The sequence below is a fragment of the Micromonospora sp. L5 genome (genome assembly GCF_000177655.2).
GTDB classification, from domain to species: domain Bacteria; phylum Actinomycetota; class Actinomycetes; order Mycobacteriales; family Micromonosporaceae; genus Micromonospora; species Micromonospora aurantiaca.
This window is the reverse complement of the sequence record NC_014815.1, coordinates 5,574,549-5,598,912: the sequence shown is the minus strand read 5'-3', so window position 1 is coordinate 5,598,912 and position 24,364 is coordinate 5,574,549. Positions and strand designations below refer to the sequence as shown.

The window sequence follows — 24,364 nt, the reverse complement described above, 5'->3', positions numbered from 1 at the left end:
ATAGCGCGCCCGCAACGACACTTCACGCCGACCCTGTCCTGATCCCGAGAACTGTCAATCACGGACAGTCAGCAACGCGGCCCGAGTCGGTGAACGCACCGCAGCCGGTCACACACAGGCTGTCAACACGCACGACGTACCGTCCTTTTCGGACATCACGCGCACACGTGCCGTGACCTGCGCCGACCCTCACCCGGCCCGGTCCACACCGTCCGATCACCTCAGCCCACAGGCGAGGACCACACCCCGTCACCAAAACACGAATCGCGCCACACCCTTTTTCGGGCGCGGCGCGATCCCGTCAACGAGACGCGACGCAGGTCACCCGGCCCGGCGCCGCGCCCGGCGCGCCGCCAGCTCGTCACCCACCGACTCCGACTCCGAGTCCGACTCCGGCTCCACCGCCGGCACGGCCGGCTCCTGCCCACCCACCGGCTCCGCCGGCAGATGCGACAACGAACCCTGGATCTCCTTGAACGCACCACCGATCGCGATGCCGAACACCCCCTGGCCGCCCTGCAACAGGTCGACCACCTCCTCCGGCGACCGGCACTCGTACACGGTCGTCCCGTCGGAGATCAACGTGATGCCCGCCAGATCGTCCACCCCACGCGACCGCAACGCCTCGATCGCCTTACGGATGTTCTGCAACGACACCCCGGCGTCCAGCAGCCGCTTCACGACCTTCAACACCACCAGGTCGCGGAACGAGTACAACCGCGACGTCCCCGAACCCGACGCGTCGCGCACACTCGGCACCACCAGCGCCGTACGCGCCCAGTAGTCCAACTGCCGGTAACTGATCCCCACCGCCGAACACGCGGTCACACCCCGGTAGCCGACCTCGCCGTCACCGGCCGGATCGGCCCCCACACCCGCCTGCTGTTCCGCGCCCGGACCAGGATCCCGTGGCTCGTGCATCCGGACCAACCTCCCCGCGCCCGTGGCGGTGCCGCGCCGACTCCCCGTACGCGCACCCCTCGACACGGCAACCCTAGCGCCGCCCCCCGGACTTCACCCGCAGAAGACACCGCGACACGCCGCGCCACCACCCGGCAACAAAAACACACGGCGGCCGGCCGCCACCTGCCGTGACAACCACCGCCGCGCCGACCCCGGCCACCCGGCCGGGACACCTCAACCCGCGAAGTCCTCCGGACGCACCTGCTCCAGGAACTCCCGGAACTTCTCCACCTCGTCCTCCTGCTCGTCCGGGATCACGATCCCCGCCTCACTGAGAACCTGCTCCGCACAACGAATCGGAGCACCCACCCGCAACGCCAACGCGATGGAGTCACTCGGCCGCGCCGACACCCGCACACCGTCACCGAGGAGCAGATCCGCGTAGAACACGTTCTCCTTCAACTCGGTGATCTCCACCGCCCGCAACGGCGCCTGCAACGCCGTCAGCACATCCCGCAGAAGATCGTGCGTCAACGGCCGGGCCGGCTTGACCCCCTGCTGCTCATAAGCGATCGCCGTCGCCTCGACCGCGCCGATCCAGATCGGCAGATAGCGGTCCCCCTCGACCTCCCGCAGCAGGACGATCGGCTGGTTGCTCGGCAACTCCACCCGAACTCCGACCACGCTCAGCTCGCGCACCGCCGCCTCCGTGTCGTCGTCACCATGCACCGCGCCCTTCCCTGCACGGTACACGGACCAGGACACGGGAGTCCCACGCGCTACGTGCACCACGCCTCGCCGGACGGGCATACCCCGGCAAGCCTACGACACGCTCCGCCGACCAGATCTTTCCGCGCCCACCCACGACGAAGGGCCGGGCGCACACCGCACCCGGCCCCTCGCACCGACCTCACCGGCCCAACGTCGACCGCAGCCCCACCCGCACCAACGCCGCGTGCAACCGCTGCGACAACGCCAGCAACTCCCGCGCCGTCTCCGCCGCCCGGGCCCGCGCCGCCGGATCGCTCTGCCGCGCCAACGGCGCCACCAACTGCGCGAACAACCCGACCTCACGATCCGCCGCCGACCGGTACGCCCGCAGATGCCGAGGCTCCAGCCCGTACGCCGCCAGACCCGCCACCGCACTCGCGATGATCAACGCGTCCGCGTCGTACCACCCCGGCGGATCCGACACCAGCACACCCAGCCGCTCCAACTCCGCGAGCGTCGACTCGTCCACACCACTACGAGCGATCAGACCCGCCCGGTCCAGCCGCACCTCCGACGACTCGACCGACTCCACCGGCTCCCGGCCCGGAACCTCACCACCCGGACCCACAGCCACCAGATTCGGCCGCCCCCGCCCCGGCGACGGACCAGACCCGTCCCACTGGGCCAACTGCTCCCGGATCACCCGCAACGGCAGGTACTGATCCCGCTGCGCGGTCAACACGAACCGCAACCGCGCCACATCGTCCCAGCCGTACTTCCGATAACCCGCCGGCGTCCGCTGCGGCTCCACCAGGCCCTCGGCCTCCAGGAACCGCAACTTCGAGATCGTGACGTCCGGAAACTCCGGCCGCAACTGCGCCAGCACCTCGCCGATACTCATCAGCGCAGGCGCCCGCGCCGCCCCGGACGGCGTCGAAGCCGCAGGCTCGTTCACCCCCGGCCGGCCTCCTCCTCCGGGCGCGGACCGGCGATGAACACCACCCGGAACTTGCCGATCTGCACCTCGTCACCGTTGCTCAGCGTCGCCGCCTCGACCCGCTCACGATTCACGTACGTGCCGTTCAGGCTGCCCACATCCCGCACCGTGAACGTCCCACCGTCACGGTGGAACTCCGCGTGCCGACGCGACACCGTCACGTCGTCCAGGAAGATGTCACTGTCCGGGTGCCGCCCACTCGTCGTCACATCGTGGTCCAACAGGAACCGGGCACCCGCATTCGGACCCCGGCGAACCACCAGCAACGCCATACCCGGCGGCAACGAGCCGGACATCCGGCTCGGCACCACATCGGTGTCCGGGCCCTCCAGCACTTCGTCGAGCGAGCCGAGATTGAGCGTCGAAGTGACGTCGAGCGGGGGGAACTCGTCGTCTGGGCGCGTCATGGGACCACCTCACGGATCTGTTCGGTCGGCGTCAGGGAATGGCGGGTCTGGCCGCCGGGCAACACCACACCCGGCGGCTGGCTCCCCGTGCCCGGGAAGGCGCATTCCGCAACGCTCAAACTATTGGTTCTCGGTCGACTGGGCGAGCCTAGCCAGCGCCGAAATGCAGGGCAACCGGACGCGCGGAACCTCGCCGCCGCCCGGAACAGCACGAACTCAGCTCTCGGTGAGCTCGCGGTACGCATCGGCGGTCAGCAGACCCTCGACCGCCGCCGGATCGTCCGGAGTGATCTCCACCAACCACCCCGCACCGTACGGATCCGTGTTGATCACCTCAGGGGTGTCGGCCAACGCCTCGTTGCGCGCCGCCACCGTGCCGCTCAACGGCGCGTAGATCTCCGACACGCTCTTCGTCGACTCGATCTCGCCCAGCGACTCACCCGCCGCCACCACCGCACCCGGCTCCGGCAGCTGAACGAACACGATGTCACCCAGGGCGTCCTGCGCGAAGTGCGTGATACCGACGCGGACGACACCACCGTCACCACCGACCACCCACTCGTGCTCGGCGGTGTACCGCAGATCCTCAGGAATCACCAACTGCGTCCTTCGTCATCGGTGCACCGGAGAAACCGGCGCGGCCGCGACCGGTCACGAGACCGGCCGGGCGTGGTCCAGCTTGATCGGCGCGTGCAGCTGCGAAACCTCCACAACCTCACGATCCTCGGAGGTCACGTTACCGCCGCCGTCCCGCACCGATGCGACCACCCCGCCGGGAATGTTCAACGCCGTACGCATCGTCGCCGGATCACCGATCACCATGATCGTGAACGGACCCGTCAACCGCCGCCCGTCCACCACCAGCGCACCGTCCGGCCCGTCCACGAAATACGTCGACGCGATGATCCGCGCCGCCGTACCGTCAGTGCCCTGGATCTGCATCGCCTCCGCGCCCGCACCCCGCAACTCCTGCACCGCGTCCAGGATCCGCGTCGACGACACCGCCTTCGCCGGCCCCGAGAACCGCACCTCAAGACCCGGACCCACCGCCGGCAACGTACCCGCCAGGATGCCCAACTCGTCCGCCCGCCGCGTCGCCTCCTCCAGCGCCGCCTGCCGGCCCTGCTCACCCGACCGCAGCTGCCGCTGGCTCTCCTCCAGCAACTCGATCTCCTGGCGCAGCCGCCGCTCCCGCGAATCCAGATCCGACGAGATCCGCACCAGGTCCTCCTCCCGCGTCGCCGCGAGCGTCGGATCCGTCGACGTCGTCTTGAACTGCACCACCAGCGTGAAACCCAGCAACGCCAGCAACACCGCGATCATCGCGCCCGCCGACGAGAACCGCCGCGCCGCCGACGGCGCACCGGCACCGGCCGCCGCACCCGGCTCCGGCTCGGACTCCGGCACCGGCTCCACCGGCGCCAACGGGCTCAACTCGTCCGGATCGGGCGCGTCCGGGCGCGGATCCGGCTCACCCGCCGGACCCGACGGCCGCGCCGGCTCCCCCGGCCGCGGCCACCCGGTACCCGTCTCCCTGTGTTCCTCGCTCATCGCCACAAACCTACGCCCGGAACAGGTGCCGGCGGATCGCCGCCACATTTCCGAAGATGCGCACCCCGAGCACGACCACCACACCGGTGGACAACTGACCGCCCACGCCCAACTGGTCACCCAGGTACACGATCAGACCCGCCACCAGCACGTTCGAGATGAACGACACCACGAACTGCTTGTCGTCGAAGATCCGGTCCAGCTTCGCCCGCACCCCACCGAACACCGCGTCCAACGCGGCCACCACAGCGATCGGCAGATCCGGCTGCAACGCCGCCGGCACCGTGGGGTCCAGATACACCCCGAGCACCACACCGGCGAGCAACGCCAGCACCGCGATCATCGGCCACCTCCCGAGGGGCTGAAAGAACCACCCGGGCCGGACGACCCGGGACTCGACGAACCGGCGCCACCCGAACCCGACGGGCGCGCGCTCGCGCTCGGACCCGGGCTCGCCGGAGGCTCGGCGTAGCGTAGCCGCGGCTGCGGCGCCGCCGGCAAGGTGAGGTCGTCGACCCGCTTCACCCCGAACGACAGACCCGTCGTCCGCGCCACCTCACGCATCAACGCCGCCGCCCGGCTCTCGTCGAACCGGTCCCGCATCGACCTCGGCCCGATCGCCTGCACCTCGTACGGGCCCGTCACCGGCCGGTAGTCCACCAGGATCGCCTCACCCGCCGAGCGGATCGTCGACGTCGCCGTCAACCGCTGCCCGTTCACCGCCACCGCCTCGGCGCCCGCCGCCCACAACGCGTTCGCGACCTTCTGCAGATCCGAATACAGCACCCGGGACGGGCCCGCGTCCCCGCCGGTCACCCCGTCCTGGTCCGCCGCCGCGTCGGCCAGCCGCACCACCACGCCGTCCCCCCGCACCCGGGCCAGGCCGGTGCCCGCCTCCAGCGTGCGCAACCGGGACGCCTGCGAACCGCTCAACGCCGCGTCCCGCTGCCGGCCGACCTCCTCACGCAACTGCTCGGCGCGCTCGGTCAACCGGTCGGTCTCCGCCTCCCGCCCCTTGATCTCGGCGACCAGACCCGCCCGCGCCGTCGCGCGGCTCGGCTCCTCCGCCACCGTCTCCCGGTACGCCACCGCGAACAGGAAACCGATCAGCGCCAGCACCACCAGGCTCACCGGCCGGCCCAGCACCTCCCGCAGCCGCGACATGGAGCCCGTCGCCCGGCGCGCCGCCGCGTCCCCGTACCCCGGGTCCAGCGGATTGCGGAACAGCTCGGTCAGGAAGTCCGGGGCGTACACCCGGGTCGACGGGTCGCGTTCCTTGTCCCCGTCCCGTGACGGCGTCGTCATGCCGCCGCCTCCGTACGCCGCGCCCGCATGGCCCGCACGAGGCGGCTCGCCTGCACCACGTACATCGCGCCGGCGACCCAGTAGAGGACCAGGCCCCACCAGGCCAGGCCCCAGCCGATCGCGCCTGCGGCGGTGCCGGCGTCCGGCACCGCGTCGGCCAGCAGCAGGATGGGGAACGCCGCCAGGAGCAGGAACGTCGCGGTCTTGCCCACGTAGTGCACCGGCGGCGGGCCGTAGCCGTACCGGCGCAGCACCCCGAGGGACACCAGCAGGAGCAGCTCCCGGGCCAGCAGCGCGCCGGTGAACTGCCAGGGCACCACCTCGCGGGCGGTGAACGCGAGCAGCGTGGCGAGGATGTAGAGGCGGTCGGCCAGCGGGTCGAGCAGCTCCCCGAGCCGGCTCACCTGGCCCAGGCGGCGGGCGATCCAGCCGTCCACCCAGTCGCTGGTGCCGCCCACGGCGAGCACCGCGATGGCGGCGACGTCGGCCCGCACCACGAGGAACAGGTAGAGGAAGATCGGTACGCCGACGAGCCGGACGAAACTGATCAGGTTGGGCAGCGTGAGGACGCGGTCTCCCACGACCGTGGCGGTCCCGGAATCCGGTTGCTCCGCTGGAGCCGGCCGACGCGACACCGAACCCTCCCTTCGCAGCACGGTCCGGCAGCCGGATGAACGGCCGCTGGAGGGACGTGCGCGTTGCCGGCCGGTCAGACGCCGGCGCCCTCTGTGATCCCGGGCTGGGACCTCCCCGACGCGGCCCGCCCTCGTGGTGATCACGGGCCGCCCAGTTGCGCTGCCACTATATCGGGCTCGCCGCTCTCGCCCGGTGGCCCGCTGCGTCGTTGCTCAGTGGTGTCACGGTGGTGACCGTCACAACCGCTAAGGCATCCTAGGACACTAGTTGAGCGGTGGGACGCAGGGCGGACATCGGTGCGAGGGGTCAGGCGGTACGGGCGGTCGAGTCCGAGCCGGCCTGCGGGGCGTTGGCCGCCGCGGCCTGGCTGAACGCCACCAGCGCCAGCAGCAGCTCGTGCTGCACCCGGTTGGGCATCCGGTCGAGCACGGCCTGCACCGCCCGGTGCCGTCTCTCCTGAAGGTCGCGCAGCAGCGTGTCGGCGGCAGCGGTCGGGATCAGCCGCACCTCCCGCCGGTCGCGCGGGTCCGCCACCCGGCGCAGCAGGCCGACCGCCTCCAGACGGTCGCACAACCGGCTCGCCGACGAGGGGACCACGTCCAGCAGCTCGGCCAGCCGGTTCACGTTGGTGTCCGGATGCGACACGATCAGCGACAGCACCCGCAGCTGGGTGGGCGAGACGCCGACGGTGTGCCGGGACGTCGCCGAGTCGAGCACACCGATGAGCGCCTCCGCAGCCGATTCGATGGCCGCGGCAAGATTCGGAGGTCGCTCCACTCGCCGTCCCCTGCGATCGTCCCGCTCGTGTTCGCTCCGCAGCCCCGGTCACTGCCCCGTCACGTCGTCGGACCGGCTGGGGCCGCGCCAGTCCAGGCAGACGACGACCGCGTCGTCGCGGAGATCCGCGTCGGCATGGTACGCGTGCAGTTCGCGCATCACCGTACCAACTGCCTCGGTCGCCGGCTGCAGCCGAGTCGACCGCATCGCACGCGCCATGGCCCGGACGCCGTACGGCTCCTGCTCGTCGGGCTCCGCCGCGTACACCCCGTCGCTGACGACGAAGAGGCGATCGCCCGGCTCCAGAGTGAACTCCTGCACGTCGTAGCGCGTCTCGGCGAACATGCCCAGCGGCAGCTGCTGCTCCAGCGCGATCGGCGTGACGCGGCCCCCACGCAGCCGCAGCAGTTGCGGTGAGCCGGCGTCGACCACGCGAATCACGCCCCGGCGGCTGTCCAGCTCCAGCAGGAGCGTGGCCACGTGCCGGTCGCCCCGGTGCTGGTAGTAGATGGTGTCCGAGGCCAGCTCCGCCTGCTCCACCAGACTGCCGCCCGAACGCCTGGCGTTGCGCATGGCGTTCACCGTCATCGCCGTGAGCATCGACGCGGCCAGCCCGCTGCCGGTGCCGTTGAGCACGGTGAGGGTGAGCCGGTCGCCGTCCACCGACCAGTCGAAGTGGTCACCGCCCACGGTGTACGCCGGTTCGAGCTGCCCGGCGAGCAGCGCGTCACCGAGCCGTACGCTGCGCCCCGGCAGCAGGTCCCACTGCATCTCGGCAGCCATGCTCAGCCGCTCCCGCCGCCGGGCGCGCCGGTAGCGGTCGGTCTCCCGGTCGGCCGCCCGGATCGCCACCGCCAGTTCCCCGGCGGCGTCACGCGCGGCCTCCACAGTGGCCGCGTCCGGGTCGCCGGGCAGCTCCACCATCAGCACGCCGAGCCGCTCCCCCCACACCGACAGCGGCAGGTAGGCGCGGCAGCGGCCGTCCTCGACGGTGTCCAGCACCGGCTCCTGGCTGCTGAAGCAGCGCTGCGCGACGCTGTGGGCCAGCAGCGGGCCGCCGTCGGGCACGTCCGGGTCGAGCACCGGCCAGAGTCCGCTGGCGCGGTAGTCGGCGACGAACACCTCCGCCCGCGCAGCCCCGAGCGTCTGGCGCAGCACCGCGTCCGCGGTCTCCGCCAGTTGGTCGGGTGGCGCCGTGCGCAGGGCACGTGACACCGATCCGGACGCCTCCGGCATGCTCATCCTCCGATGACGACTATTGCTACAGGGCAAACATCATACGAAGGCCGCCAGACGGCGAACGCCCCGCCTCGGCCGGGCGTGACGGGACCGGCTCAGCCGGCCGTGCGGAACGCCAGCGCGCCGTGGAACGCATCCGGCACCGGCTCGGGCTCACCGGCCGGCCGCCACCGCGCCACCGGCACGATGCCGTCGCCGGTCGGCTGCCAGCGGCCCAGCAGCGGCGCGAACCGCTCGGGCGCCCGCATCCGGAACGCCGGGCCCATCATGGCCAGCGCCTCGGGGTGCCCGGCCAGCTCCTCGGTGTCGAAGTCGATCGCCAGCCGGCTGCCCGGCGCCACCGCCTGGTACAGCTCGTCGAGCGTACGGGCGAGCGTGTCGTCGTCCAGGAACGCCGCCAGCCCGAGGAATACCACACCCACCGGCCGTCTCCCCCAGCCCGGCACGAACCGGTGCAGCTGCGCCCGGTCGACGGTCCCGATGTCGGTGGCGTCGCCGTAGCCGTACCCGGCCCGGTCGCTGCCGGCGAGCAGGCTCCGGCCCAGGCGGACCGTCTCCGGGTCCACGTCGGTGTAGAGCACTGTCGCCTCCGGTGCGACCTCGTGCACGTTGCCGCAGGTGGGCACACCCGCGCCGAAGACCAGGAAGCCGTCGATCCCGTCGGCGGCCATCGCCTGCACGGTACGGCCGAGGAAACCACGCAGCGACCGGAAGATCGCCGCGCAGGGCCCGTACGCCGCCTCGAAAGCGGCGGCCGCGGCGACGTCCACCGGACGGTGGTGCCGGCCGCCGAGCCAGTAGTCGATCATGCGGGCGGTGCTCGGTCCGTCCGGCTGATCCATCGACGGGGCTCCCTCCCCTGGGTGCTGCACGCCAGCGTACCCACCGGGCGACCCCGGCGGTATCGCCCCGGGCCGCCCACCCGGGCCGCGATACTGGCCGCGGGGGCGCCGGCCACGAGGAGGTACGGGTGAACTCGGCGAACGGGGCCGCGGTGGTGGTCGGGGTGGACGGCTCCGAACCCGCGACACGGGCGGTGCGTCTGGCGGCCCGGGAGGCGCGGCGGCGCAACCGCCCGCTGCGGGTGGTGCACGGTTTCATCTGGCCGCTGCTGCGCGTACCGGTCTCCGCGCCGGCCGGGTCACCACCCGGTGCCGGGTTGCGCAACCAGGCCGAGCAACTGGTCTCCGACGCGGTCGCGGCGGCCGAGGCGGAGTCGCCCGGCCTGCGCATCACCGGCGAGATCATCGACGGGGAGGCCGCCGCGGTGCTGCTCGGCGAGTCCCCCACCGCCGCCCTGATCGTCCTCGGCGACCGGGGACTGGGCGGATTCGCCGCGCTCGTGGTCGGGTCGGTCGCGGTGCAGGTCGCCTCGTACGCCGACTGCCCGGTGCTGATCGCGCGCGGCACCGCCCGCGCGGACGGCCCGGTCGTGGTCGGCGTGGACGGCTCCACGCCGTCGCGCGCCGCCGTCGAGTTCGCCGCCGAGACCGCGTCCGCGTGGGGCGCGCCGCTGCACGTGGTGCACGCCCGCCCCGCCCCGCCCGGGCGCAAGGGCGGGGCCGAGGAGGACGAGCGGGTGCTCACCGAGGCGGTCGACGGGATCGGCGAACGGTGGCCGGACCTGCCGGTGCACGCCGAGACGGTACGCGCCAAACCGGTCGCGGCACTGACCACGGCGTCGGCCGGGGCTCAACTGGTCGTGGTGGGCCGGCAGGGCCGGGGCGAGCTGGGCGGGCTGCTGCTCGGCTCGGTCAGCCAGGGGATCCTGCACCGCGCCGCCTGCCCGGTCGCGGTGGTCCGCGCCTCCGACTGAACGGCGTCCGGCGCGCCCGGCTGAGCGGTGGTCCACACCCCCGCCTGAGCGGCGCTCCGGCCGGGGGGATGCGCCCGCAACGGTTGGTCCCGGCCCGGGCGGGTAGACGCCTACGGTCAGCCGACAGCGATCCGGAGGAGGCAGAGATGCCAGGACCACGGCCGGGCAGCAACGCGTACGACAAGCAGCGAGCACGCCTTCGCGACCTCGTCGAACAGTCCGGACGGGCGTCGGACAAGGAGGCGAACCAGGTCGCCAACCGGATCCTCCAGGACGACCGGGGGCAACGCGGTGTGGTCCGGGGCGAACGGACCTACGGCCCCAAGGGGAACCGGGAACCGGGTGACCCGAAGTGAGGACGGCAGCGGCTGTCGACGGCGCCATCGCGGGCGCCGTCGGCAGCGCCGTCCTCAACGCGGTCTCGTACCTCGACATGGCGTTGCGGGCCCGGCCGGCCAGCAGCACCCCGGAATCGGTCGCCGGACGGCTCGCCGACGTCACACACGTCGACCTGGGCCCCGGCGACGAGGCGGAGAACCGCCGCTCCGGTCTGGGGCCGTTGCTCGGGTACGCCACCGGCATCGCCGCGGGGGCCGCGTTCGGTCTGCTCGCCGCGCGCCGGCGAATCCCGTTGCCGCTGGCCACGGTCCTGCTCGGCGGCGGGGTGATGGCCACCTCCGACGGCTCGATGACGGTGCTCGGCGTAACCGACCCGCGTACCTGGCGGCGCAGCGACTGGGTCTCCGACCTGATCCCGCACCTCGCGTACGGGCTGTCGGCCGCAGCCACCTGGCGGCGGCTGCGGCCGACGTCGGCTCGCGGCTAGCTCTCGTCGTCGGCGACCGGCTCACCGGCCGGGCCGTACGGCGACACCTGTCCCTTGGGGACCGGGCGTCCCGCGTCGCCGTTCGACGTGCCCCGGCCTCGCGAACGGCTGCCCGCCTGGGTGGCCGTCTTGCGGCTGTCCTGGCTGGTGGCGCCGAGGTCGTTCCGGCGCAGTTCCTCCTGCTGCGGCTTGACCACGGGTCTCTCCTTCCCGGTGGAGCACACGGCCGTCGACCGCGCACCCGACCCGCGTACCCGCCGCCGCCCGGCGCATTCCGGATCGGCCCGGGGGTCTGGCCGGGGCCGGGGCGGGTAAGCCGGACGGATGCCAGACGATCGCAACGTCGCGCGCGCCCTGCTGGAACGGCAGAACCGCACGTACGCGGAGGAGGCCGGCATCGCCCTCGCAGACCGGCCCGGCCCGCTGTACCAGTTGCTGGTGCTCACCACGCTGCTGAGCACCCGGATCCGGGCCTCGGTGGCGGTGGCCGCCGCCCGGGAGCTGTTCGCCGCCGGCTACCGCACCCCGCAGGCGATGGAGGCGGCGAGCTGGCAGGACCGGGTCGACGCGCTGGGCCGGGGCCACTACCGGCGCTACGACGAGCGGACCGCCACCATGCTCGGCACCGGCGCCCGGCTCTGCCTGGACCGCTGGCACGGCGACCTGCGCCGGCTGCACAAGGAGGCCGGCGCCGACCGGGCCGTGCTGCGCCGGCTGCTCACCGAGTTCCCCGGCATCGGCCCCACCGGTGCGGACATCTTCCTGCGGGAGGCGCAGTCGGTGTGGCCGGACGTGCGCCCGTACGCCGACCGGCGCACGCTCGCCGGGGCGCGGCGGCTGGGCCTGCCGGCGAGCCCCGGTGACCTGGTCGGGCTGGTCGGCGAGGCCGACTTCGGCCGGCTGGCGTCGGCGCTGGTGCGGGTGGCCCTGGGCGAGGAGTCGGCGGGCGAGGTGAGTCGCAGCGCCGCCACGGCCCACTGAGGGTCGCTACTTGGCCGGGCCGGGCTTGGTCAGGTTCCAGGCCAGCAGCGAGGCGAGCAGCGCGAGCAGCACCACGCCACCGGAGACGCCACCCTCCTCGCCGCTGCCACGGCTTCCGGAGAAACCGAAGTAGATCACGGCCAGTCCGGCCAGCACGGTGACGAACGTACGCAGTCCTCGGTCCTTCACGCCCGGACCGTACGACCGGCGACGCGGCCCGGGACGGGTATCGGGCGGTTGTCCCCCGTCCGGGTGTCAGTCCGGCGTGCGGCCGACAGCGGGGCCGCGCAGCCGGACCCGGCGGATCGCCCGCCCCGCCACCTCGACCACCTCCACGGTGAGGCCGGGCAGCCGCACCCGCTCCCCCGGCCCCTCGGGGAGCCGGCCCAGGCCGGCCAGCACCAGCCCGGCCACCGTGGTGTACTCCCGGGACAGCGGGAACGTCACGCGGACGCCCACGTCGGGCAGGTCGTGCAGCGGGAAGTCGCCCGGCAGCAGCAGCGCGCCGTCCGGCTCCCGCACGGCGCGGCGCACGTCCCGGTCGGTCTCGTCGTACAGCTCGCCGACCACCTCCTCGAGCAGGTCCTCCATGGTGACCAGGCCGTCCACGCCGCCGTACTCGTCGACCACCAGGGCGAGCTGCTCGTGCCGCTGGCGCAGCTGCCGCATCGCGTCGGCCACCGGCAGCGTGCCTGGTAGCAGCACCGGCGGGCGGGCCCGGTCGCCGACGAGCGCGCCGTCGGCGTCCACCAGGTCGCGGATGTGCACGGTGCCGCGTACGTCGTCGAGCCCGCCGGGTCCGATCACCGGCGCCCGGGACCGGCCGCCGGCCGCCAGCCGGCGCATCGCCTCCGCCGCGGGCAGGTCGGCGGGCAGAGTGGTCACGTCGCGGCGCGCGACGAGGATCTCCCGCAGCGTACGGCCGGCGATGTCGAACGCCCCGGCGAGGATCTCCCGCTGCTGGGCGGACAGGCCGCGCTGGCTGACCAGCATCTCCCGCAGTTCCTCCTCGGTCACCTCCTCCCGGCTGGCGCGCGGGTCGCCGCCGGCGAGCCGGACCAGCAGGTCGGTGGAGCGGCCGAGCAGCCACACCGCCGGCCGGGACAGCCGGGCGAGCAGGTCCAGCGGCCCGGCGCTGACCAACGCCCACCGCTCCGCCGTCTGCATGGCCAGCCGCTTGGGTGCCAGCTCCCCCACCACGAGCGTGAGGAACGTCAGCAGCAGTGTCACCAGGAACACCGCCACCGGGCGGGCGGCCGCGCCCAGGAAACCCAGCGGGCCGACCAGCGGCTCGGCCAGCGTCACGGCGGCGGCGGCCGAGGCGAGGAACCCGGCGAGCGTGATGCCGAGCTGGATGGTGGCCAGGTAGCGGTTCGGTTCGCGGGTGAGGCGGCTCAGCCGCGCCCCGGCCCGCCCGGACCGCGCCAGCCGGCGCAACTGCCCCTCCCGCAGGCTCACCAGCGCCATCTCGCTGCCGGACAGGGCGGCGTTGATCAGGATCAGCACCAGCACCAGCGCGACCTGCACGCCCATCAGTCGGTCTCCAGGTCGTCCAGCGAGATCGCGTGGGTCATCAGCCAGCGGGCCAGCGCGGCCATCCCGAACAGCCACAGCGGCGCCGAATCGGTGGGGCCGTTCGTGGCGAAGATCGCGAAGCGCAGGTCCGGGGCCCGGTACGCCTCGATCCGCCACTTGTGGTTCTTGTCCCGCCAGACCGCGGAAGGGTCCATGGCGTCACGGTAGGTGACCGGCGTGGGCCGGCGGCACCGGTTGGCTCAGCCCGGCGGGCGGACCACCTCGCGGGCGTCGTCAGGGAGCCGCCGGGTGGCGCCGCGCCGGTCCAGCAGTTCCAGCAGCGGCACCGCCACCCGGCGGGTGGTGCCGAGCGCCTGCCGGGCGGCGCTGAGCGTGAACGGCTGCGGCAGCCCGGCGAGCACGCGTACCGCGTCGTCCGGGGCGCCCGGCAGCAGCACCACGTTCTCGGCCAGCTTCAGCAACGCGCCGGCGCGTACCGCGGCGCCGATCTCGCGGGGCCCGAGCCCGAGGTCGGCCAGGTGGTGCGCCTCGGGGGCCTGGAACGGCCGGTCGCCGTACTCGGCCCGGACCCGGTCTACCGCCTGGGCCACCGGGTCCGGCAGAGTCCCCTGCGGGGCGGCGGTGACCAGACCGTCGCGCAGTCGCAGCGGCGGGCGCAGCAGCGCCGTGACCAGAGCACGCTCGGGCAGGTCGAGCCGGTGCCGCAGCACGTCGACCGGTACGCCCGCGGCGAGCGGATGCTCGGCGGCGTACCGGGCCACCTCCTCGGTGAGGCGACGACCCAGGTCCCGCCAGTGCTCCGGGTCGGCCAGCCACTGCCCGGCCACCGGCGTCGCGGTCGGCGGCACGCCCATCCGGGTCAGGTCACCGGCACGGACCAGCCGTCGCCGGCGCAGCTCCCCGGCCAGGTCCGGCCGCCCGTCCAGGCCGGCCAGCACCGCCGCGCGGGCAGCCGCCGCGCCCCGGCGGCGCAACGGCGGCGGGTCCACGTCCAGCACCGTCACGCCGCCCGCGACGTGGTGCCGGCCGGGGTCGCGCAGCAGCGCCCGGTCCCCGATCAGCAGCGGCAGCGGGCGGGCCAGGCGCAGCCGTACCGTGTCCGGGCCCAGCGGCCGGACCCGGGCGGGCACCGCCGCCGAGCCCACGTGCAGCGTGAGCGTGGCCGGCAGGTCGGCGGCCGGGTCGCCGGACAGCCGCACGTCGAGCAGGTTTGTACGCCCGAACCGGCCGGGCGTGAGCAGCGCGTCGCCGCGCCCGACCCGGTCCCGGGGCAGGCCGCGCAGGTTCACCGCGGCCCGGGCCACCGCCTCGACGTCGGTGCGCGCGACGCCGAGCGAGTGCAGTCCGCGTACGCGCACCGCCTCGCCGGTGGCGGCCAGCTCCAACTCGTCGCCGGCACGCAGCCGGCCACCGCCGAGCGTGCCGGTGACCACCGTGCCGCTGCCGCGTACGGTGAACGCGCGGTCCACCCAGAGCCGTACCGGGGCGTCCCGGGCCGGGTCGGGCAGCCGGGCGGTCAGGCGGTCCAGCGCGGCGCGCAGCTCGGGGAGACCGGCACCGGTGACCGCGGAGACCGGCACCGCCTCCACAGCGCCCAGCGACGTGGCGGCGATCTCCGCGAGGGCCCGCGCCGCCGCCGGCCCGGGGTCGGCCAGGTCCGCGCGGGTGACCGCGAGCAGCCCGTACGACACACCCAGCGCATGCAGCGCGGCCAGGTGCTCGGCGGACTGCGGCATCCAGCCCTCGTCGGCGGCCACGACGATCAGCGCGGCCGGGACCGGGCCGATGCCGGCGAGCATGTTCGGCACGAACCGCTCGTGCCCCGGTACGTCGACGAAGGCGAGGGTGCCGCCCGACGGCAGTGTGGTCCAGGCGAAGCCGAGGTCGATGGTCATGCCCCGGCGGCGTTCCTCCGCCCACCGGTCCGGTTCCATCCCGGTCAGCGCCCGCACCAGCGTGGACTTGCCGTGGTCGACGTGCCCGGCGGTCGCCACCACCCACATGCCGGTCAGTCCCCCACGCTCAGCACGGCCGCCCGGACCCGGTCGTCGGCGTCCTCCGGCACGGCCCGCAGGTCCAGCAGGAGACGGCCGTGCAGCACCCGGCCGAGGATCGCCGGGTCGCCGGTGCGCAGCGGCTCGGCGTACCGCTCGGGCAGGCTCAGCGCCCACGAGTCCAGCTCCACGCCGGGCGCCCCGCCGCCGCCGACCACAGCGACGCCGGGCACCACCTCGGCCTTGCAGCCGTCCTCGCCGAGCCGGTCACGCAGCCGCTCCAGCCGCTGCCGCAGCCGAGCCGGGTCGGCGTGCAAGGCGTCCCGGGTGGGCGTGGACGGCGCGTACAGGGTGGCGGCGAGCGCGGCGAGGGTGAGCTTGTCCACCCGCAGCGCCCGCGCCAGCGGGTGGCGGCGCAGCCGGTGCACGAGGTCGGCGTCGCCGAGCAGCAGACCGGCCTGCGGGCCGCCGAGCAGCTTGTCGCCGCTGGCGGTGACCAGGTGCGCGCCCGCGCGCAGCGTGGTGGCCGCGTCCGGCTCGGCCGGCAGCAGCGGGTCCGGCGCGAGCAGCCCCGACCCGATGTCGGCCACCACGGGTACGCCCAGCGTGGCCAGCTCGGCCACCGGCACCGCCGAGGTGAACCCGGTGACCACGAAGTTCGACGGGTGCACCTTGAGCACGAACCCGGTGTGCTCGCCGATCGCGGCCTCGTAGTCGGCGCGCGTGGTGCGGTTCGTGGTGCCCACCTCGCGCAGCCGCGCGCCGGTGCTGGCCAGCAGGTCCGGCAGGCGGAACCCGTCGCCGATCTCGACCAGCTCGCCGCGGCTCACCACGATCTCCCGGCCGGCGGCCAGCGCTGTGGCGGCGAGCGCCAGGGCGGCGGCGCCGTTGTTCACCACGTGCACCGCCCCGGCGTCGGGCACCGCCGCGGCGAGCGCGTCGAGCGCCTCCCGGCCGCGCCGGGCCCGCCGCCCGGTCCGCAGGTCCAGTTCCACGTCGGTGTGCCCGGCGGCGGCGACCAGGGCGTCCACGGCGGACGGGGCGAGCGGCGCGCGGCCCAGGTTGGTGTGCAGCACGACGCCGGTGGCGTTGAGCACCGCCCGTGGCGTCCGGCCGGGCAGGTCCGCCAGCGCCGCGTCGCGTACCTGATCGGGGGTCAGCTCGCCGCGGCGGGCGCGGTCCTGGGCGCGGACGATCGCGGCCTTGACCCGGTCGCGGCCCAGCGTGCCGGTGGCGGCGGCCAGCGCGGGATCGGCGAGCAGCGCGTCGGTGCGCGGCACCCGCCGTCGCGGGTCGACCTCACGCATCGCGCACTCCCGGGAACGGTTTGGCGGAGACGGACGGGAATCGAACCCGCCTGGCCCGGGTCCCGGACCACACCGGTTTTGAAGACCGGGAGGGGCACCAGCCGCCTGAACGCCTCCACGCAGCAGTCAACCACAGCGGACGGAAGGCCGCCCGGGGAGGTGTCAGACCTGGTCGGCGGCCCGCCGGTCGGCGCGTTCGCGCTGCGGCACGACCGTGTACCGCGGATCGCGCGCCGAGGCGACCCCGCCGTGGAAGATGCCGAACCGGGTGCACACCGACGCGGCGATCAGCGCGCCGCCGGAGAGCGCGGACAGCACCCGGCTGCGCCGGCCGACCAGCGCGCCGACCACACCGGCGGCGGTCAGCGCCCGGCCCGCGCGCAGCAGCTTCCCCGGCGTGCCCTGCGTGTAGGGCTCGCTGAGCAGTCCGAGCCGGTTCTCCACCCGGTGCGAACCCCACAGCTCCATCGCCGCGCCCGCGACCGCGAGGCGCCGCGCCGGGCCGGCCTGGGCGCAGGGCGCGGCCACCAGCCCGACACCGGCGCCGCTGGCCAGGGCGCTGCCCGCGAAGATGGCCGGCAGTTCCGGGTACGCCTCGTGCCACGACGGCACCGCCGTGTCCGCCAGCAGCACCCCGGTGTACGTGGCCAGCGCCGGCGCGGTGACGGCGGCGACCACACCGGCGGCGTGCCCGGCCGGGGGCAGCAGCCGGCGGCCGAGCCCCAGCACGCCGCGCTCGGGCAGCAGCGGAGCCGCCTCGGCGACCGCGGCGACCCCGGCGGCCGGGCCGAACACGCTGAGGATCCAGGTGCCCACGGACATCGGCGAGGTCACCTTCGCCACCCGCAGCATGTGGTGGAAGCGGGACGGCCGGCCCAGGTCGTTGACCAGGAAGTACGTGCTGGCGCCGACGCCCGCGAGCGCGGCTACCCGGCCGGCGCGGCGCAGCGCGGGACGGCCGGTGAGCTGCCCGCCCGCTGCGAGCAGCGACGATCCGGCGGCGAGACCGCCGGTGAACAGGTACGCGGCGATGTCCCACCGCCACACCGGCGGCTTGAGGATGGGCCGGCCGTAGTAGGAGGTGAACTCGGCCGGCGGGACGTTGAGCTGCTCCCCACCGCCCCTGCCGCCCTTGCGGCGTCGGCGCGGTTCCGCGTCGCGGGGCGGGTGCGGGGCGAGGCCGGCGTCGTGGGAGCCCGCGTCGGTGCGGCCCACGCCGGGACCGGCCGCGGTGGCCCGGCTGCCGTTCTCCCGCTCGGCGGCGCCGCCGTCCTCCGGTTCGGCGGACAGGCGTTCGCGGAATCGGCGGAACAGGTCACCGACCGGGCGGTCCGGGCTCACGACGATCCTCCGACGAACGCGGCGACGGCAGCCGCCGCCATGGCCAGGGCGGCGAACCCGGCCCGCTTCCACATCTTCGGCAGGTCCCGGGTGGTGACCACCGGGTCCGGCGGCAGCCCGTACACCTCCGGCTCGTCCAGCAGCAGGAAGAACGCGCCGTCGCCGCCGACACCGTCGGTCGGGTCGTGGCCGTACAGGCGCGCCTCCGGCACACCCCGCTCGTGCAACGCGGTGACCCGCTTGGCGGCCCGTTCCCGCAGCTCGTCGAGCGGCCCGTACTGGATCGACTCGGTCGGGCAGGCCTGCGCGCAGGCGGGCGTCATGCCCGCGCCGATCCGGTCGTAGCACAACGTGCACTTCCACGCCCGGCCGTCGCCCTTGCGCTGGTCGATCACGCCGTACGGGCAGGCGGAGATGCAGTAGCCGCAGCCGTTGCAGATGTCCTCCTGCACCACCACCGTGCCGAACTCGGTGCGGAACAGCGAACCGGTCGGGCACACGTCCAGGCAGGCCGCGTGCGTGCAGTGCTTGCACACGTCGGACATCATCAGCCAGCGGAAGTCGGTGCGGCTCTCCACGCCGATGGCCCGCCCGGGCGGGTGGGCGCCGGGCATGCCGAGGAACTCCGGACCGGCGGCCATCCGCGCCGCCGCCTCCGGCTGCCCCGGCGGCAGGCCGGGATTCGTACCGGTGTCGGGAGCGGTGAGCGCGCCGGCCGCCGCTGACGCCGGGCTGGTCGCCGGGCCGGTCGGGTCACCGGCGAACGGCGGCGTGCGGTGCCCGGCCGGGCGGGGCTGCTCGATGAACGCGACGTGCCGCCACGAGTTCGCGGTCAGCGCGCCGGTGTTGTCGTACGACATGCCGAGCAGGTCGAAACCCGAGTCGGGGACGCCGTTCCACTCCTTGCAGGCCACCTCGCACGCCTTGCAGCCGATGCAGACGCTGGTGTCGGTGAAGAAGCCCATCCGGGGCGGCGCGGAGGTCCAGCCCGCGTCCGGGGCCGGGTCGAGCGGGCCGTACAGGCTGTTGGCGTCAGGCATCCCGATCCCCGTCCTGGTGCGCGGCGGCCGACTGCTCGTCGGTGCTGCCGGCGGCGTCGTCCCCGCCGGCCGCGTCGGTGGTCACCACCGGCACCTTGCGGTCCGGCGTCATCCCGGCCCGCCGCTGGTAGTCGCCGACCAGGTCGAGCAGCGGCGGACCGGTGGGCCGCCGCCCGGGCCGGACGTCGCAGGTGCCGACCTTGCTCTCCTGGATGAGGACGTTCGGGTCCAGCGTGATGCCGAACAGGTCGTTCGCCGAGTCGCCGGTGACCAGACCCTCGGTGCCGAAGTGGTACGGCAGCCAGACCTGGTGGATGATCCGGCCGTCCACCCGCAGCGGGGTGAGCCGGTCGGTGACCAGCACCCGCGCCTCGATCACCGCGCGTCCGCTGATCAGGTGCGCCCAGCCCAGGTGGGCCAGCCCGATCTCGCCGGCCAGCTCCGGGGACACCTCGACGAACATCTCCGGCTGCAGCTCGGCCAGGCGCGGCACGGTACGGCTCATCCCACCGGCCGTGTGATGCTCGGTGAGACGGCTGACCGTGAACACGTACGGGAAGACCTGGCTGTGCGGCTCCGGCGGACTCGGGTTCATCCGGTTGATCGGATGCTCGTAGATCTTGCGGGTCGGGTTGGCCTGCTGACCGTAGAGCGGGTTGCGCATCGGCGACTCGGCCGGCTCGTAGTGCGTCGGCAGCGGACCGTCGAGGACGCCGCTCGGCGCGTACAGCCACGCCTTGCCGTCGCCCTGCATGACGAACGCGTCGTCACCGGCGAGCGCCGCCGGGCCCGACGCGCCCTCCGGCGGCCGGTACGACGGCGGCTTCGTCTTCTCGAAGTCCGGCACGTCGTACCCGGTCCACTCGCCGGCGTCCGGATCCCACCAGACGTACTTCTTCCGCTCGCTCCACGGCCGGCCCTCGGGGTCGGCGGAGGCACGGTTGTAGAGCGTGCGCCGGTTCGCCGGCCACGCCCAGCCCCACTCGGCCGCCACCCAGTCCTGCTCGTGGCGGGACCGGCGGCGGGCCGCCTGGTTCACGCCGTCGGCGTACACGCCGGAGTAGATCCAGCAGCCGATCGCGGTGGAGCCGTCGTCGCGGGCCTCGCCGAACGCGTTCAGCAGGCGGCCGGTCGCCACCTCGTACCCGTTGATCTCCTTGAGCACCGCCTCGGCGCTCGGCTCGGCGTGCGGACCGTGCGTCGGATAGTCCCAGGTCAGGTCCAGCAGCGCCCGGTCCCGGCGCTCGGTGGAGGCGGCCAGCTTCTCCCGCAGCACCCGGCCCAGGTGGTAGAAGAACCACAGCTCGGAGCAGGCGTCGCCCGGCGGGTCGACGGCCTTCTCCCGCCACTGCAGCAGCCGCTGCGTCTGGGTGAAGGTGCCCTCCTTCTCCACGTGCGAGGCCGCCGGCAGGAAGAACACCTCGGTGCGGCACTCCTCCGGCACGATCTCGCCGGTGGCGACCTCCGGGCTGTTCTTCCAGAACGTGGCGCTCTCGATCATGAACAGGTCGCGGACCACGAGCCAGTCCAGGTTGGCCATGCCGAGACGCTGAGCCCGGCCGTGCGCCGAGCCGACCGCCGGGTTCTGGCCGAGCAGGAAGTAGCCCTTCACCTTCCCGTCGATCATGTTCAGGACCTGCTGGTACGTGCCGTGGTCGCCGGTCATCCGGGGCATGTACCCGTAGCAGAAGTCGTTCTCCGGCGTCGCCGCGTCACCCCAGTACGCCTTGAGCAGGCTCGCCGCGAAGGCCCGCGAGTCGCCCCAGAAGCCCTTCTGGCCCGGGTGCCGGATGCTGTCCACCCACTCGTCGAACGTCGGGTGGTCGGCGTGGTGCGGCATCGGCAGGTAGCCGGGCAGCAGGTTGAACAGCGTCGGGATGTCGGTCGATCCCTGGATGCTGGCGTGCCCGCGCAGCGCCAGGATGCCGCCACCCGGGCGGCCCATGTTGCCCAGCAGCGTCTGGATGATCGAGCCGGTGCGGATGTACTGCACGCCGACGCTGTGCTGCGTCCAGCCGACCGAGTAGACGAGCGCGCCGGTGCGCTCCCGGCCCGAGTTCTCCGTCCAGGCGCGCGCCAGTTCGAGGAACTTCTCCTCCGGGATGCCGCACACGCGGGCCACCATCTCCGGGGTGTAGCGGGAGAAGTGCCGCTTCAGGATCTGGTAGACGCAGCGCGGGTGCTGCAACGTCTCGTCCCGCGGGGCCTTCGCCGGCACCGGCTCGCCGTGCGACTCGTGCTCCAGCCCGGATGCCGAGTCGCGTTCCTTGCCGGTGCCCCGGATCTTGGCGTTGTCCTCCTGCCCCTCGTACTGCCAGCTCGCGTGGTCGTACGAGCCGGTGTCCGGGTTGTAGCCGGAGAACAGGCCGTCCAGGTCCTCGGTGTCGACGAACTGCTCGCTGACGATGTTGGCCGCGTTCGTGTACGCCAGCACGTACTTCCGGAAGTCCAGCTCGTTCTCCAGGATGTAGCGCACCACGCCGCCGAGCAGCGCGATGTCCGTACCCGCCCGGATCGGCAGGTACGTGTCGGCGAGCGCGCTGGTACGCGTGAACCGCGGGTCGACGTGGAAGACCTTCGCGCCGCGCTTCTTCGCCTCCATCACCCACTGGAAGCCCACCGGGTGGGCCTCGGCCATGTTCGAGCCCTGGATGATGATGACGTCAGCGTTGGCGAGATCCTGCTGGAAGTCCGTGGCGCCGCCGCGACCGAAGCTGGTCCCCAGACCGGGGACGGTGGCGGAGTGTCAAATACGGGCCTGGTTCTCGATCTGGAGTGCCCCCATCGCCGTGAACAGCTTCTTGATGAGGTAGTTCTCCTCGTTGTCGAGCGTCGCGCCGCCGAGGCTGGAGATGCCCAGCGTCCGGTTCAGCGGGCGGCCCTCGTCGTCGACGTCCTCCCAGGTCTCCGCGCGGGCGGCGAGGATCCGGTCGGCGATCATGTCGAGCGCGACGTCGAGGTCCAGGTCTTCCCACTCGGTCGCGTACGGCCGGCGGTAGCGCACAGTGGTCTGGCGCAGCGGGCTGGTCACCAGGCTCTTGCTGGCCGAGCCCTTCGGGCAGAGCCGGCCGCGCGAGATCGGGCTGTCCGGGTCGCCCTCGATCTGGGTGACCTGGCCGTCGGAGTGGAAGACGCGCTGCCCGCAGCCGACCGCGCAGTACGGGCAGACCGAGCGGGCCATGCCGTCGGCGGTCTCGGTGCGGGCGGTCAGGCCGGCGGAGCGGGCCGACTGGGCGGCGGCGCCGCGACCGAGCGGGTCGGTGCCGGTGAGTTGCCGGTAGACCGGCCACCCCTGGATGAACGTCTTGAAACCCATCCGGGCACCCCCCTCTCCGTCGAGAACGGCTCACCTCTGCCAGTAACCCTAGGCCAGCGGCCCGGGGCGTGCGACTCGAGCCCACAGACAGAGCCGCCCCGGCCGAATGGCCGGGGCGGCTCTGGGCGTCGGTGTGCATGTCGCCTCTCGGCGAGTGGCGCGACGCGGCTCCAGCCGAACGGTATTCCGCGAAGGCAATTTAGGTGAGGCCCGGGGACACTGAACACACCGACGCTCTGCACAACGGTACCGGGGTCACGGTTCTTCCGCTCGTTCGTCGTGACCCCGGTCACCGCCGGGTCAGCTGTTCCAGTGCTGGGCGACGAGGTCGGCGGCCTGCTGCTCCCACTGGGCGTAGTGGTCGGGGTAGGCCGACACCTGGACGGTCTGGGCGGCCTTGGTCAGCGGCATGTCCTGCCAGCCGTCGACCTGCTTCAGACCCTTCAGGAACGCCGTCGTGGAGTACTCGGGGTCGGTGATCTGCTCCACCGTGCCCCAACCACTGGACGGGCGCTGCTGGAACAGGCCCTGCGAGTCGTGATCGTTACGGTCACCGAGGTGGCCGAGGTTCTCCAGCTTCGACTCCTGCAACGCCGTGGCGATCGACACGACCGCGGCGCGCTCGTCCATGCCGGCCTTCTTGGTGGCGGCGATGATGGCCTTGACGTTGGCGGTCTGCTCGTCGTTCAGGTCGATACGCGACTGGGCGCCCTGCACGCCGTGCGGGATGAGTGTGGCGGTGTCGAGCTTCGCGGCGGCCTGAGTGGTGGTGACCGCGGCGTCCCGGGCGGTGGGGGTGCTGGTGTCGTGGCTGAGGGGGCCGGCGGCGAGGCCACCGGCGACGGTCAGACCGGCGATACCGAGGATGCTCTTACGCAGGATCGTGTTCATGAGGGGGCTCCATTCGGGGGTCGACGCACACCCGGGGGTGGGGTGCGTGGGCACCGTCAGGCGCTCAAGAAGTCTTCGGGGGATCCGGCTCGCTGCCCGTGGTCCGGGGCGCCGGAGGCATGTGCAACGACCGCCGCCCCGGGATCATTCCGGGGGCCTGCACCCGCGTTCGTGTGCTGCGGGGGTGCTGCTGCGGTCGTTCACCAGGTATAACGCCCCGGCCCCGCCCACGATTCCGCCAGCCGGGTGTCCCCCACCACCCCGAAACCCGACACCCGACGCAGCCCGGACACTGCCCCCGAACCATCCCCTGGTCCTCCGGCGTCCCGCCCAGCCTCAACATCCGTTCCGTCCCGGCCGATCCGATCCCGGCCCCGTCCTCCGCCTGGACTCACCTGGCCCGTCAAACATGAGGTTGACGGCACACGGTGTCCGGTTTGTCGCAACCCAACTTCATGATCGGGCATGCTCGCGGCGGCGTCCGCACTGCCGGATGGAGATCTTGGTACGAGAGTGCCCCCATGAGGGCCGTTGCGTACCAAGATCTCTCGTCGGCGGAACGCCGGGGCCCGTGCGCCGGCGTTGGCGCACGCGCCACCGTGGGAGATCTTGGAAGGAAACGGCCGCCATAGGGGCCCGAATCTTCCAAGATCTCCGGCGGAGTGCCGCGCTAGGCCAACAGTTGGCGAGGATGCAACGGTCGATCATGAAGTTGGCGGGGACGAAACGGACGCCGCGCGCCGTCAACATCATGATCGACAGGGTGGGGGCGGGAAGGGCGGGGGGTGTT

General features: G+C 73.4%; 26 protein-coding genes and 1 tRNA gene. 4 read left to right on the top strand and 23 right to left on the bottom strand.

Going from position 1 to position 24,364, the window contains the following annotated elements; genetic code table 11:
• Positions 1–321: 321 nt before the first annotated feature.
• The 12 genes from ML5_RS25780 to ML5_RS25725 all read right to left on the bottom strand — a co-directional run bounded on the left by ML5_RS25780 (position 322) and on the right by ML5_RS25725 (position 9,368).
• Complete coding sequence (locus ML5_RS25780; RefSeq protein WP_013476765.1) at positions 322–921, bottom strand: MerR family transcriptional regulator; 600 nt, start codon at positions 919–921, stop codon at positions 322–324.
• Positions 922–1,137: 216 nt separating this feature from the next.
• Positions 1,138–1,602, bottom strand: coding sequence for a bifunctional nuclease family protein (locus ML5_RS25775; RefSeq protein WP_036311069.1), 465 nt, complete (start codon positions 1,600–1,602; stop codon positions 1,138–1,140).
• A gap of 211 nt (positions 1,603–1,813) precedes the next feature.
• Positions 1,814–2,515, bottom strand: a complete 702-nt coding sequence (locus ML5_RS25770) for a MerR family transcriptional regulator (protein WP_174361714.1) — start codon at positions 2,513–2,515, stop codon at positions 1,814–1,816.
• 50 nt (positions 2,516–2,565) lie between these two features.
• On the bottom strand, positions 2,566–3,018 hold the full coding sequence (locus ML5_RS25765) for an FHA domain-containing protein (protein WP_007071101.1): 453 nt from the start codon (positions 3,016–3,018) through the stop codon (positions 2,566–2,568).
• 216 nt (positions 3,019–3,234) lie between these two features.
• Positions 3,235–3,615 carry a glycine cleavage system protein GcvH gene (gene gcvH / locus ML5_RS25760; RefSeq protein ID WP_013286373.1) on the bottom strand — a complete coding sequence of 127 codons (381 nt, stop codon included), beginning with the start codon at positions 3,613–3,615 and terminating at the stop codon, positions 3,235–3,237.
• A 54-nt stretch (positions 3,616–3,669) separates the two neighbouring features.
• A complete protein-coding gene (locus ML5_RS25755) occupies positions 3,670–4,569 on the bottom strand; it encodes a DUF881 domain-containing protein (RefSeq protein WP_013476764.1) in 900 nt (299 codons plus the stop codon).
• Positions 4,570–4,579: 10 nt separating this feature from the next.
• Complete coding sequence (locus ML5_RS25750) at positions 4,580–4,912, bottom strand: small basic family protein (protein ID WP_013476763.1); 333 nt, start codon at positions 4,910–4,912, stop codon at positions 4,580–4,582.
• Complete coding sequence (locus ML5_RS25745; RefSeq protein WP_013476762.1) at positions 4,909–5,874, bottom strand: DUF881 domain-containing protein; 966 nt, start codon at positions 5,872–5,874, stop codon at positions 4,909–4,911. The genes ML5_RS25750 and ML5_RS25745 overlap by 4 nt, the downstream gene beginning before the upstream one ends.
• Positions 5,871–6,509, bottom strand: a complete 639-nt coding sequence (locus ML5_RS25740) for a CDP-alcohol phosphatidyltransferase family protein (protein ID WP_013286376.1) — start codon at positions 6,507–6,509, stop codon at positions 5,871–5,873. Before ML5_RS25740 ends, ML5_RS25745 begins: the two co-directional genes overlap by 4 nt.
• A 307-nt stretch (positions 6,510–6,816) precedes the next feature.
• A complete protein-coding gene (locus ML5_RS25735) occupies positions 6,817–7,287 on the bottom strand; it encodes a MarR family transcriptional regulator (protein ID WP_013476761.1) in 471 nt (156 codons plus the stop codon).
• A 48-nt stretch (positions 7,288–7,335) separates the two neighbouring features.
• On the bottom strand, positions 7,336–8,523 hold the full coding sequence (locus tag ML5_RS25730) for a PP2C family protein-serine/threonine phosphatase (RefSeq protein ID WP_013476760.1): 1,188 nt from the start codon (positions 8,521–8,523) through the stop codon (positions 7,336–7,338).
• Between the two features lie 98 nt (positions 8,524–8,621).
• Positions 8,622–9,368 (bottom strand): SAM-dependent methyltransferase, encoded by a 747-nt coding sequence (locus ML5_RS25725; RefSeq protein ID WP_013286379.1) that lies wholly within the window; start codon positions 9,366–9,368, stop codon positions 8,622–8,624.
• Between the two features lie 128 nt (positions 9,369–9,496).
• Between ML5_RS25725 and ML5_RS25720 the strand changes: the two genes are divergently transcribed.
• The 3 genes from ML5_RS25720 (at position 9,497) to ML5_RS25710 (ending at position 11,168) form a co-directional block, all read left to right on the top strand.
• Positions 9,497–10,342: a universal stress protein gene (locus ML5_RS25720; protein ID WP_013476759.1), complete on the top strand. Its 846-nt coding sequence runs from the start codon at positions 9,497–9,499 to the stop codon at positions 10,340–10,342.
• 146 nt (positions 10,343–10,488) lie between these two features.
• Complete coding sequence (locus tag ML5_RS25715; RefSeq protein WP_013286381.1) at positions 10,489–10,698, top strand: hypothetical protein; 210 nt, start codon at positions 10,489–10,491, stop codon at positions 10,696–10,698.
• Complete coding sequence (locus tag ML5_RS25710; RefSeq protein WP_013476758.1) at positions 10,695–11,168, top strand: hypothetical protein; 474 nt, start codon at positions 10,695–10,697, stop codon at positions 11,166–11,168. Before ML5_RS25715 ends, ML5_RS25710 begins: the two co-directional genes overlap by 4 nt.
• On the opposite strand, the gene ML5_RS25705 is transcribed toward ML5_RS25710, so the two are convergent.
• Positions 11,165–11,365 carry a hypothetical protein gene (locus tag ML5_RS25705; protein ID WP_013286383.1) on the bottom strand — a complete coding sequence of 67 codons (201 nt, stop codon included), beginning with the start codon at positions 11,363–11,365 and terminating at the stop codon, positions 11,165–11,167. The two genes, ML5_RS25710 and ML5_RS25705, sit on opposite strands and share 4 nt — an antisense overlap.
• A 127-nt stretch (positions 11,366–11,492) precedes the next feature.
• Between ML5_RS25705 and ML5_RS25700 the strand changes: the two genes are divergently transcribed.
• Complete coding sequence (locus ML5_RS25700; protein ID WP_013286384.1) at positions 11,493–12,149, top strand: hypothetical protein; 657 nt, start codon at positions 11,493–11,495, stop codon at positions 12,147–12,149.
• A 6-nt stretch (positions 12,150–12,155) separates the two neighbouring features.
• On the opposite strand, the gene ML5_RS25695 is transcribed toward ML5_RS25700, so the two are convergent.
• The 10 genes from ML5_RS25695 to ML5_RS25650 all read right to left on the bottom strand — a co-directional run bounded on the left by ML5_RS25695 (position 12,156) and on the right by ML5_RS25650 (position 23,574).
• Entirely contained in the window at positions 12,156–12,338 is a 183-nt protein-coding gene (locus ML5_RS25695) for a hypothetical protein (RefSeq protein ID WP_013286385.1), read from the bottom strand.
• 66 nt (positions 12,339–12,404) lie between these two features.
• Positions 12,405–13,682, bottom strand: a complete 1,278-nt coding sequence (locus tag ML5_RS25690; protein ID WP_013286386.1) for a hemolysin family protein — start codon at positions 13,680–13,682, stop codon at positions 12,405–12,407.
• Positions 13,682–13,879, bottom strand: a complete 198-nt coding sequence (locus tag ML5_RS25685) for a hypothetical protein (RefSeq protein WP_013476757.1) — start codon at positions 13,877–13,879, stop codon at positions 13,682–13,684. Before ML5_RS25685 ends, ML5_RS25690 begins: the two co-directional genes overlap by 1 nt.
• A 45-nt stretch (positions 13,880–13,924) precedes the next feature.
• Positions 13,925–15,688: a selenocysteine-specific translation elongation factor gene (gene selB, locus ML5_RS25680; RefSeq protein ID WP_013476756.1), complete on the bottom strand. Its 1,764-nt coding sequence runs from the start codon at positions 15,686–15,688 to the stop codon at positions 13,925–13,927.
• A 5-nt stretch (positions 15,689–15,693) separates the two neighbouring features.
• A complete protein-coding gene (gene selA / locus ML5_RS25675; protein ID WP_013476755.1) occupies positions 15,694–16,986 on the bottom strand; it encodes an L-seryl-tRNA(Sec) selenium transferase in 1,293 nt (430 codons plus the stop codon).
• Positions 16,987–17,007: 21 nt separating this feature from the next.
• A tRNA-Sec gene (locus tag ML5_RS32235) sits at positions 17,008–17,103 on the bottom strand.
• Between the two features lie 45 nt (positions 17,104–17,148).
• Positions 17,149–18,327, bottom strand: a complete 1,179-nt coding sequence (gene nrfD / locus ML5_RS25670) for an NrfD/PsrC family molybdoenzyme membrane anchor subunit (protein ID WP_013476754.1) — start codon at positions 18,325–18,327, stop codon at positions 17,149–17,151.
• Positions 18,324–19,367 carry a 4Fe-4S dicluster domain-containing protein gene (locus ML5_RS25665; RefSeq protein ID WP_013476753.1) on the bottom strand — a complete coding sequence of 348 codons (1,044 nt, stop codon included), beginning with the start codon at positions 19,365–19,367 and terminating at the stop codon, positions 18,324–18,326. Before ML5_RS25665 ends, nrfD begins: the two co-directional genes overlap by 4 nt.
• Positions 19,360–22,683, bottom strand: a complete 3,324-nt coding sequence (fdh, locus tag ML5_RS25660) for a formate dehydrogenase (protein WP_013476752.1) — start codon at positions 22,681–22,683, stop codon at positions 19,360–19,362. Before fdh ends, ML5_RS25665 begins: the two co-directional genes overlap by 8 nt.
• Before the next feature lie 300 nt (positions 22,684–22,983).
• Positions 22,984–23,574 (bottom strand): hypothetical protein, encoded by a 591-nt coding sequence (locus tag ML5_RS25650; protein ID WP_013476751.1) that lies wholly within the window; start codon positions 23,572–23,574, stop codon positions 22,984–22,986.
• Positions 23,575–24,364 lie beyond the last annotated feature (790 nt).

Coding starts and splice junctions, on each gene's coding strand:
- ML5_RS25780 (WP_013476765.1), bottom strand. CDS start 921: ATGCACGAGCCACGGGATCCTGGTCCGGGCGCGGAACAGCAGGCGGGT.
- ML5_RS25770 (WP_174361714.1), bottom strand. CDS start 2,515: ATGAGTATCGGCGAGGTGCTGGCGCAGTTGCGGCCGGAGTTTCCGGAC.
- ML5_RS25765 (WP_007071101.1), bottom strand. CDS start 3,018: ATGACGCGCCCAGACGACGAGTTCCCCCCGCTCGACGTCACTTCGACG.
- ML5_RS25755 (WP_013476764.1), bottom strand. CDS start 4,569: ATGAGCGAGGAACACAGGGAGACGGGTACCGGGTGGCCGCGGCCGGGG.
- ML5_RS25750 (WP_013476763.1), bottom strand. CDS start 4,912: ATGATCGCGGTGCTGGCGTTGCTCGCCGGTGTGGTGCTCGGGGTGTAT.
- ML5_RS25745 (WP_013476762.1), bottom strand. CDS start 5,874: ATGACGACGCCGTCACGGGACGGGGACAAGGAACGCGACCCGTCGACC.
- ML5_RS25730 (WP_013476760.1), bottom strand. CDS start 8,523: ATGCCGGAGGCGTCCGGATCGGTGTCACGTGCCCTGCGCACGGCGCCA.
- ML5_RS25725 (WP_013286379.1), bottom strand. CDS start 9,368: ATGGATCAGCCGGACGGACCGAGCACCGCCCGCATGATCGACTACTGG.
- ML5_RS25715 (WP_013286381.1), top strand. CDS start 10,489: ATGCCAGGACCACGGCCGGGCAGCAACGCGTACGACAAGCAGCGAGCA.
- ML5_RS25700 (WP_013286384.1), top strand. CDS start 11,493: ATGCCAGACGATCGCAACGTCGCGCGCGCCCTGCTGGAACGGCAGAAC.
- ML5_RS25690 (WP_013286386.1), bottom strand. CDS start 13,682: ATGGGCGTGCAGGTCGCGCTGGTGCTGGTGCTGATCCTGATCAACGCC.
- ML5_RS25685 (WP_013476757.1), bottom strand. CDS start 13,879: ATGGACCCTTCCGCGGTCTGGCGGGACAAGAACCACAAGTGGCGGATC.
- selB (WP_013476756.1), bottom strand. CDS start 15,688: ATGTGGGTGGTGGCGACCGCCGGGCACGTCGACCACGGCAAGTCCACG.
- selA (WP_013476755.1), bottom strand. CDS start 16,986: ATGCGTGAGGTCGACCCGCGACGGCGGGTGCCGCGCACCGACGCGCTG.
- ML5_RS25665 (WP_013476753.1), bottom strand. CDS start 19,367: ATGCCTGACGCCAACAGCCTGTACGGCCCGCTCGACCCGGCCCCGGAC.
- ML5_RS25650 (WP_013476751.1), bottom strand. CDS start 23,574: ATGAACACGATCCTGCGTAAGAGCATCCTCGGTATCGCCGGTCTGACC.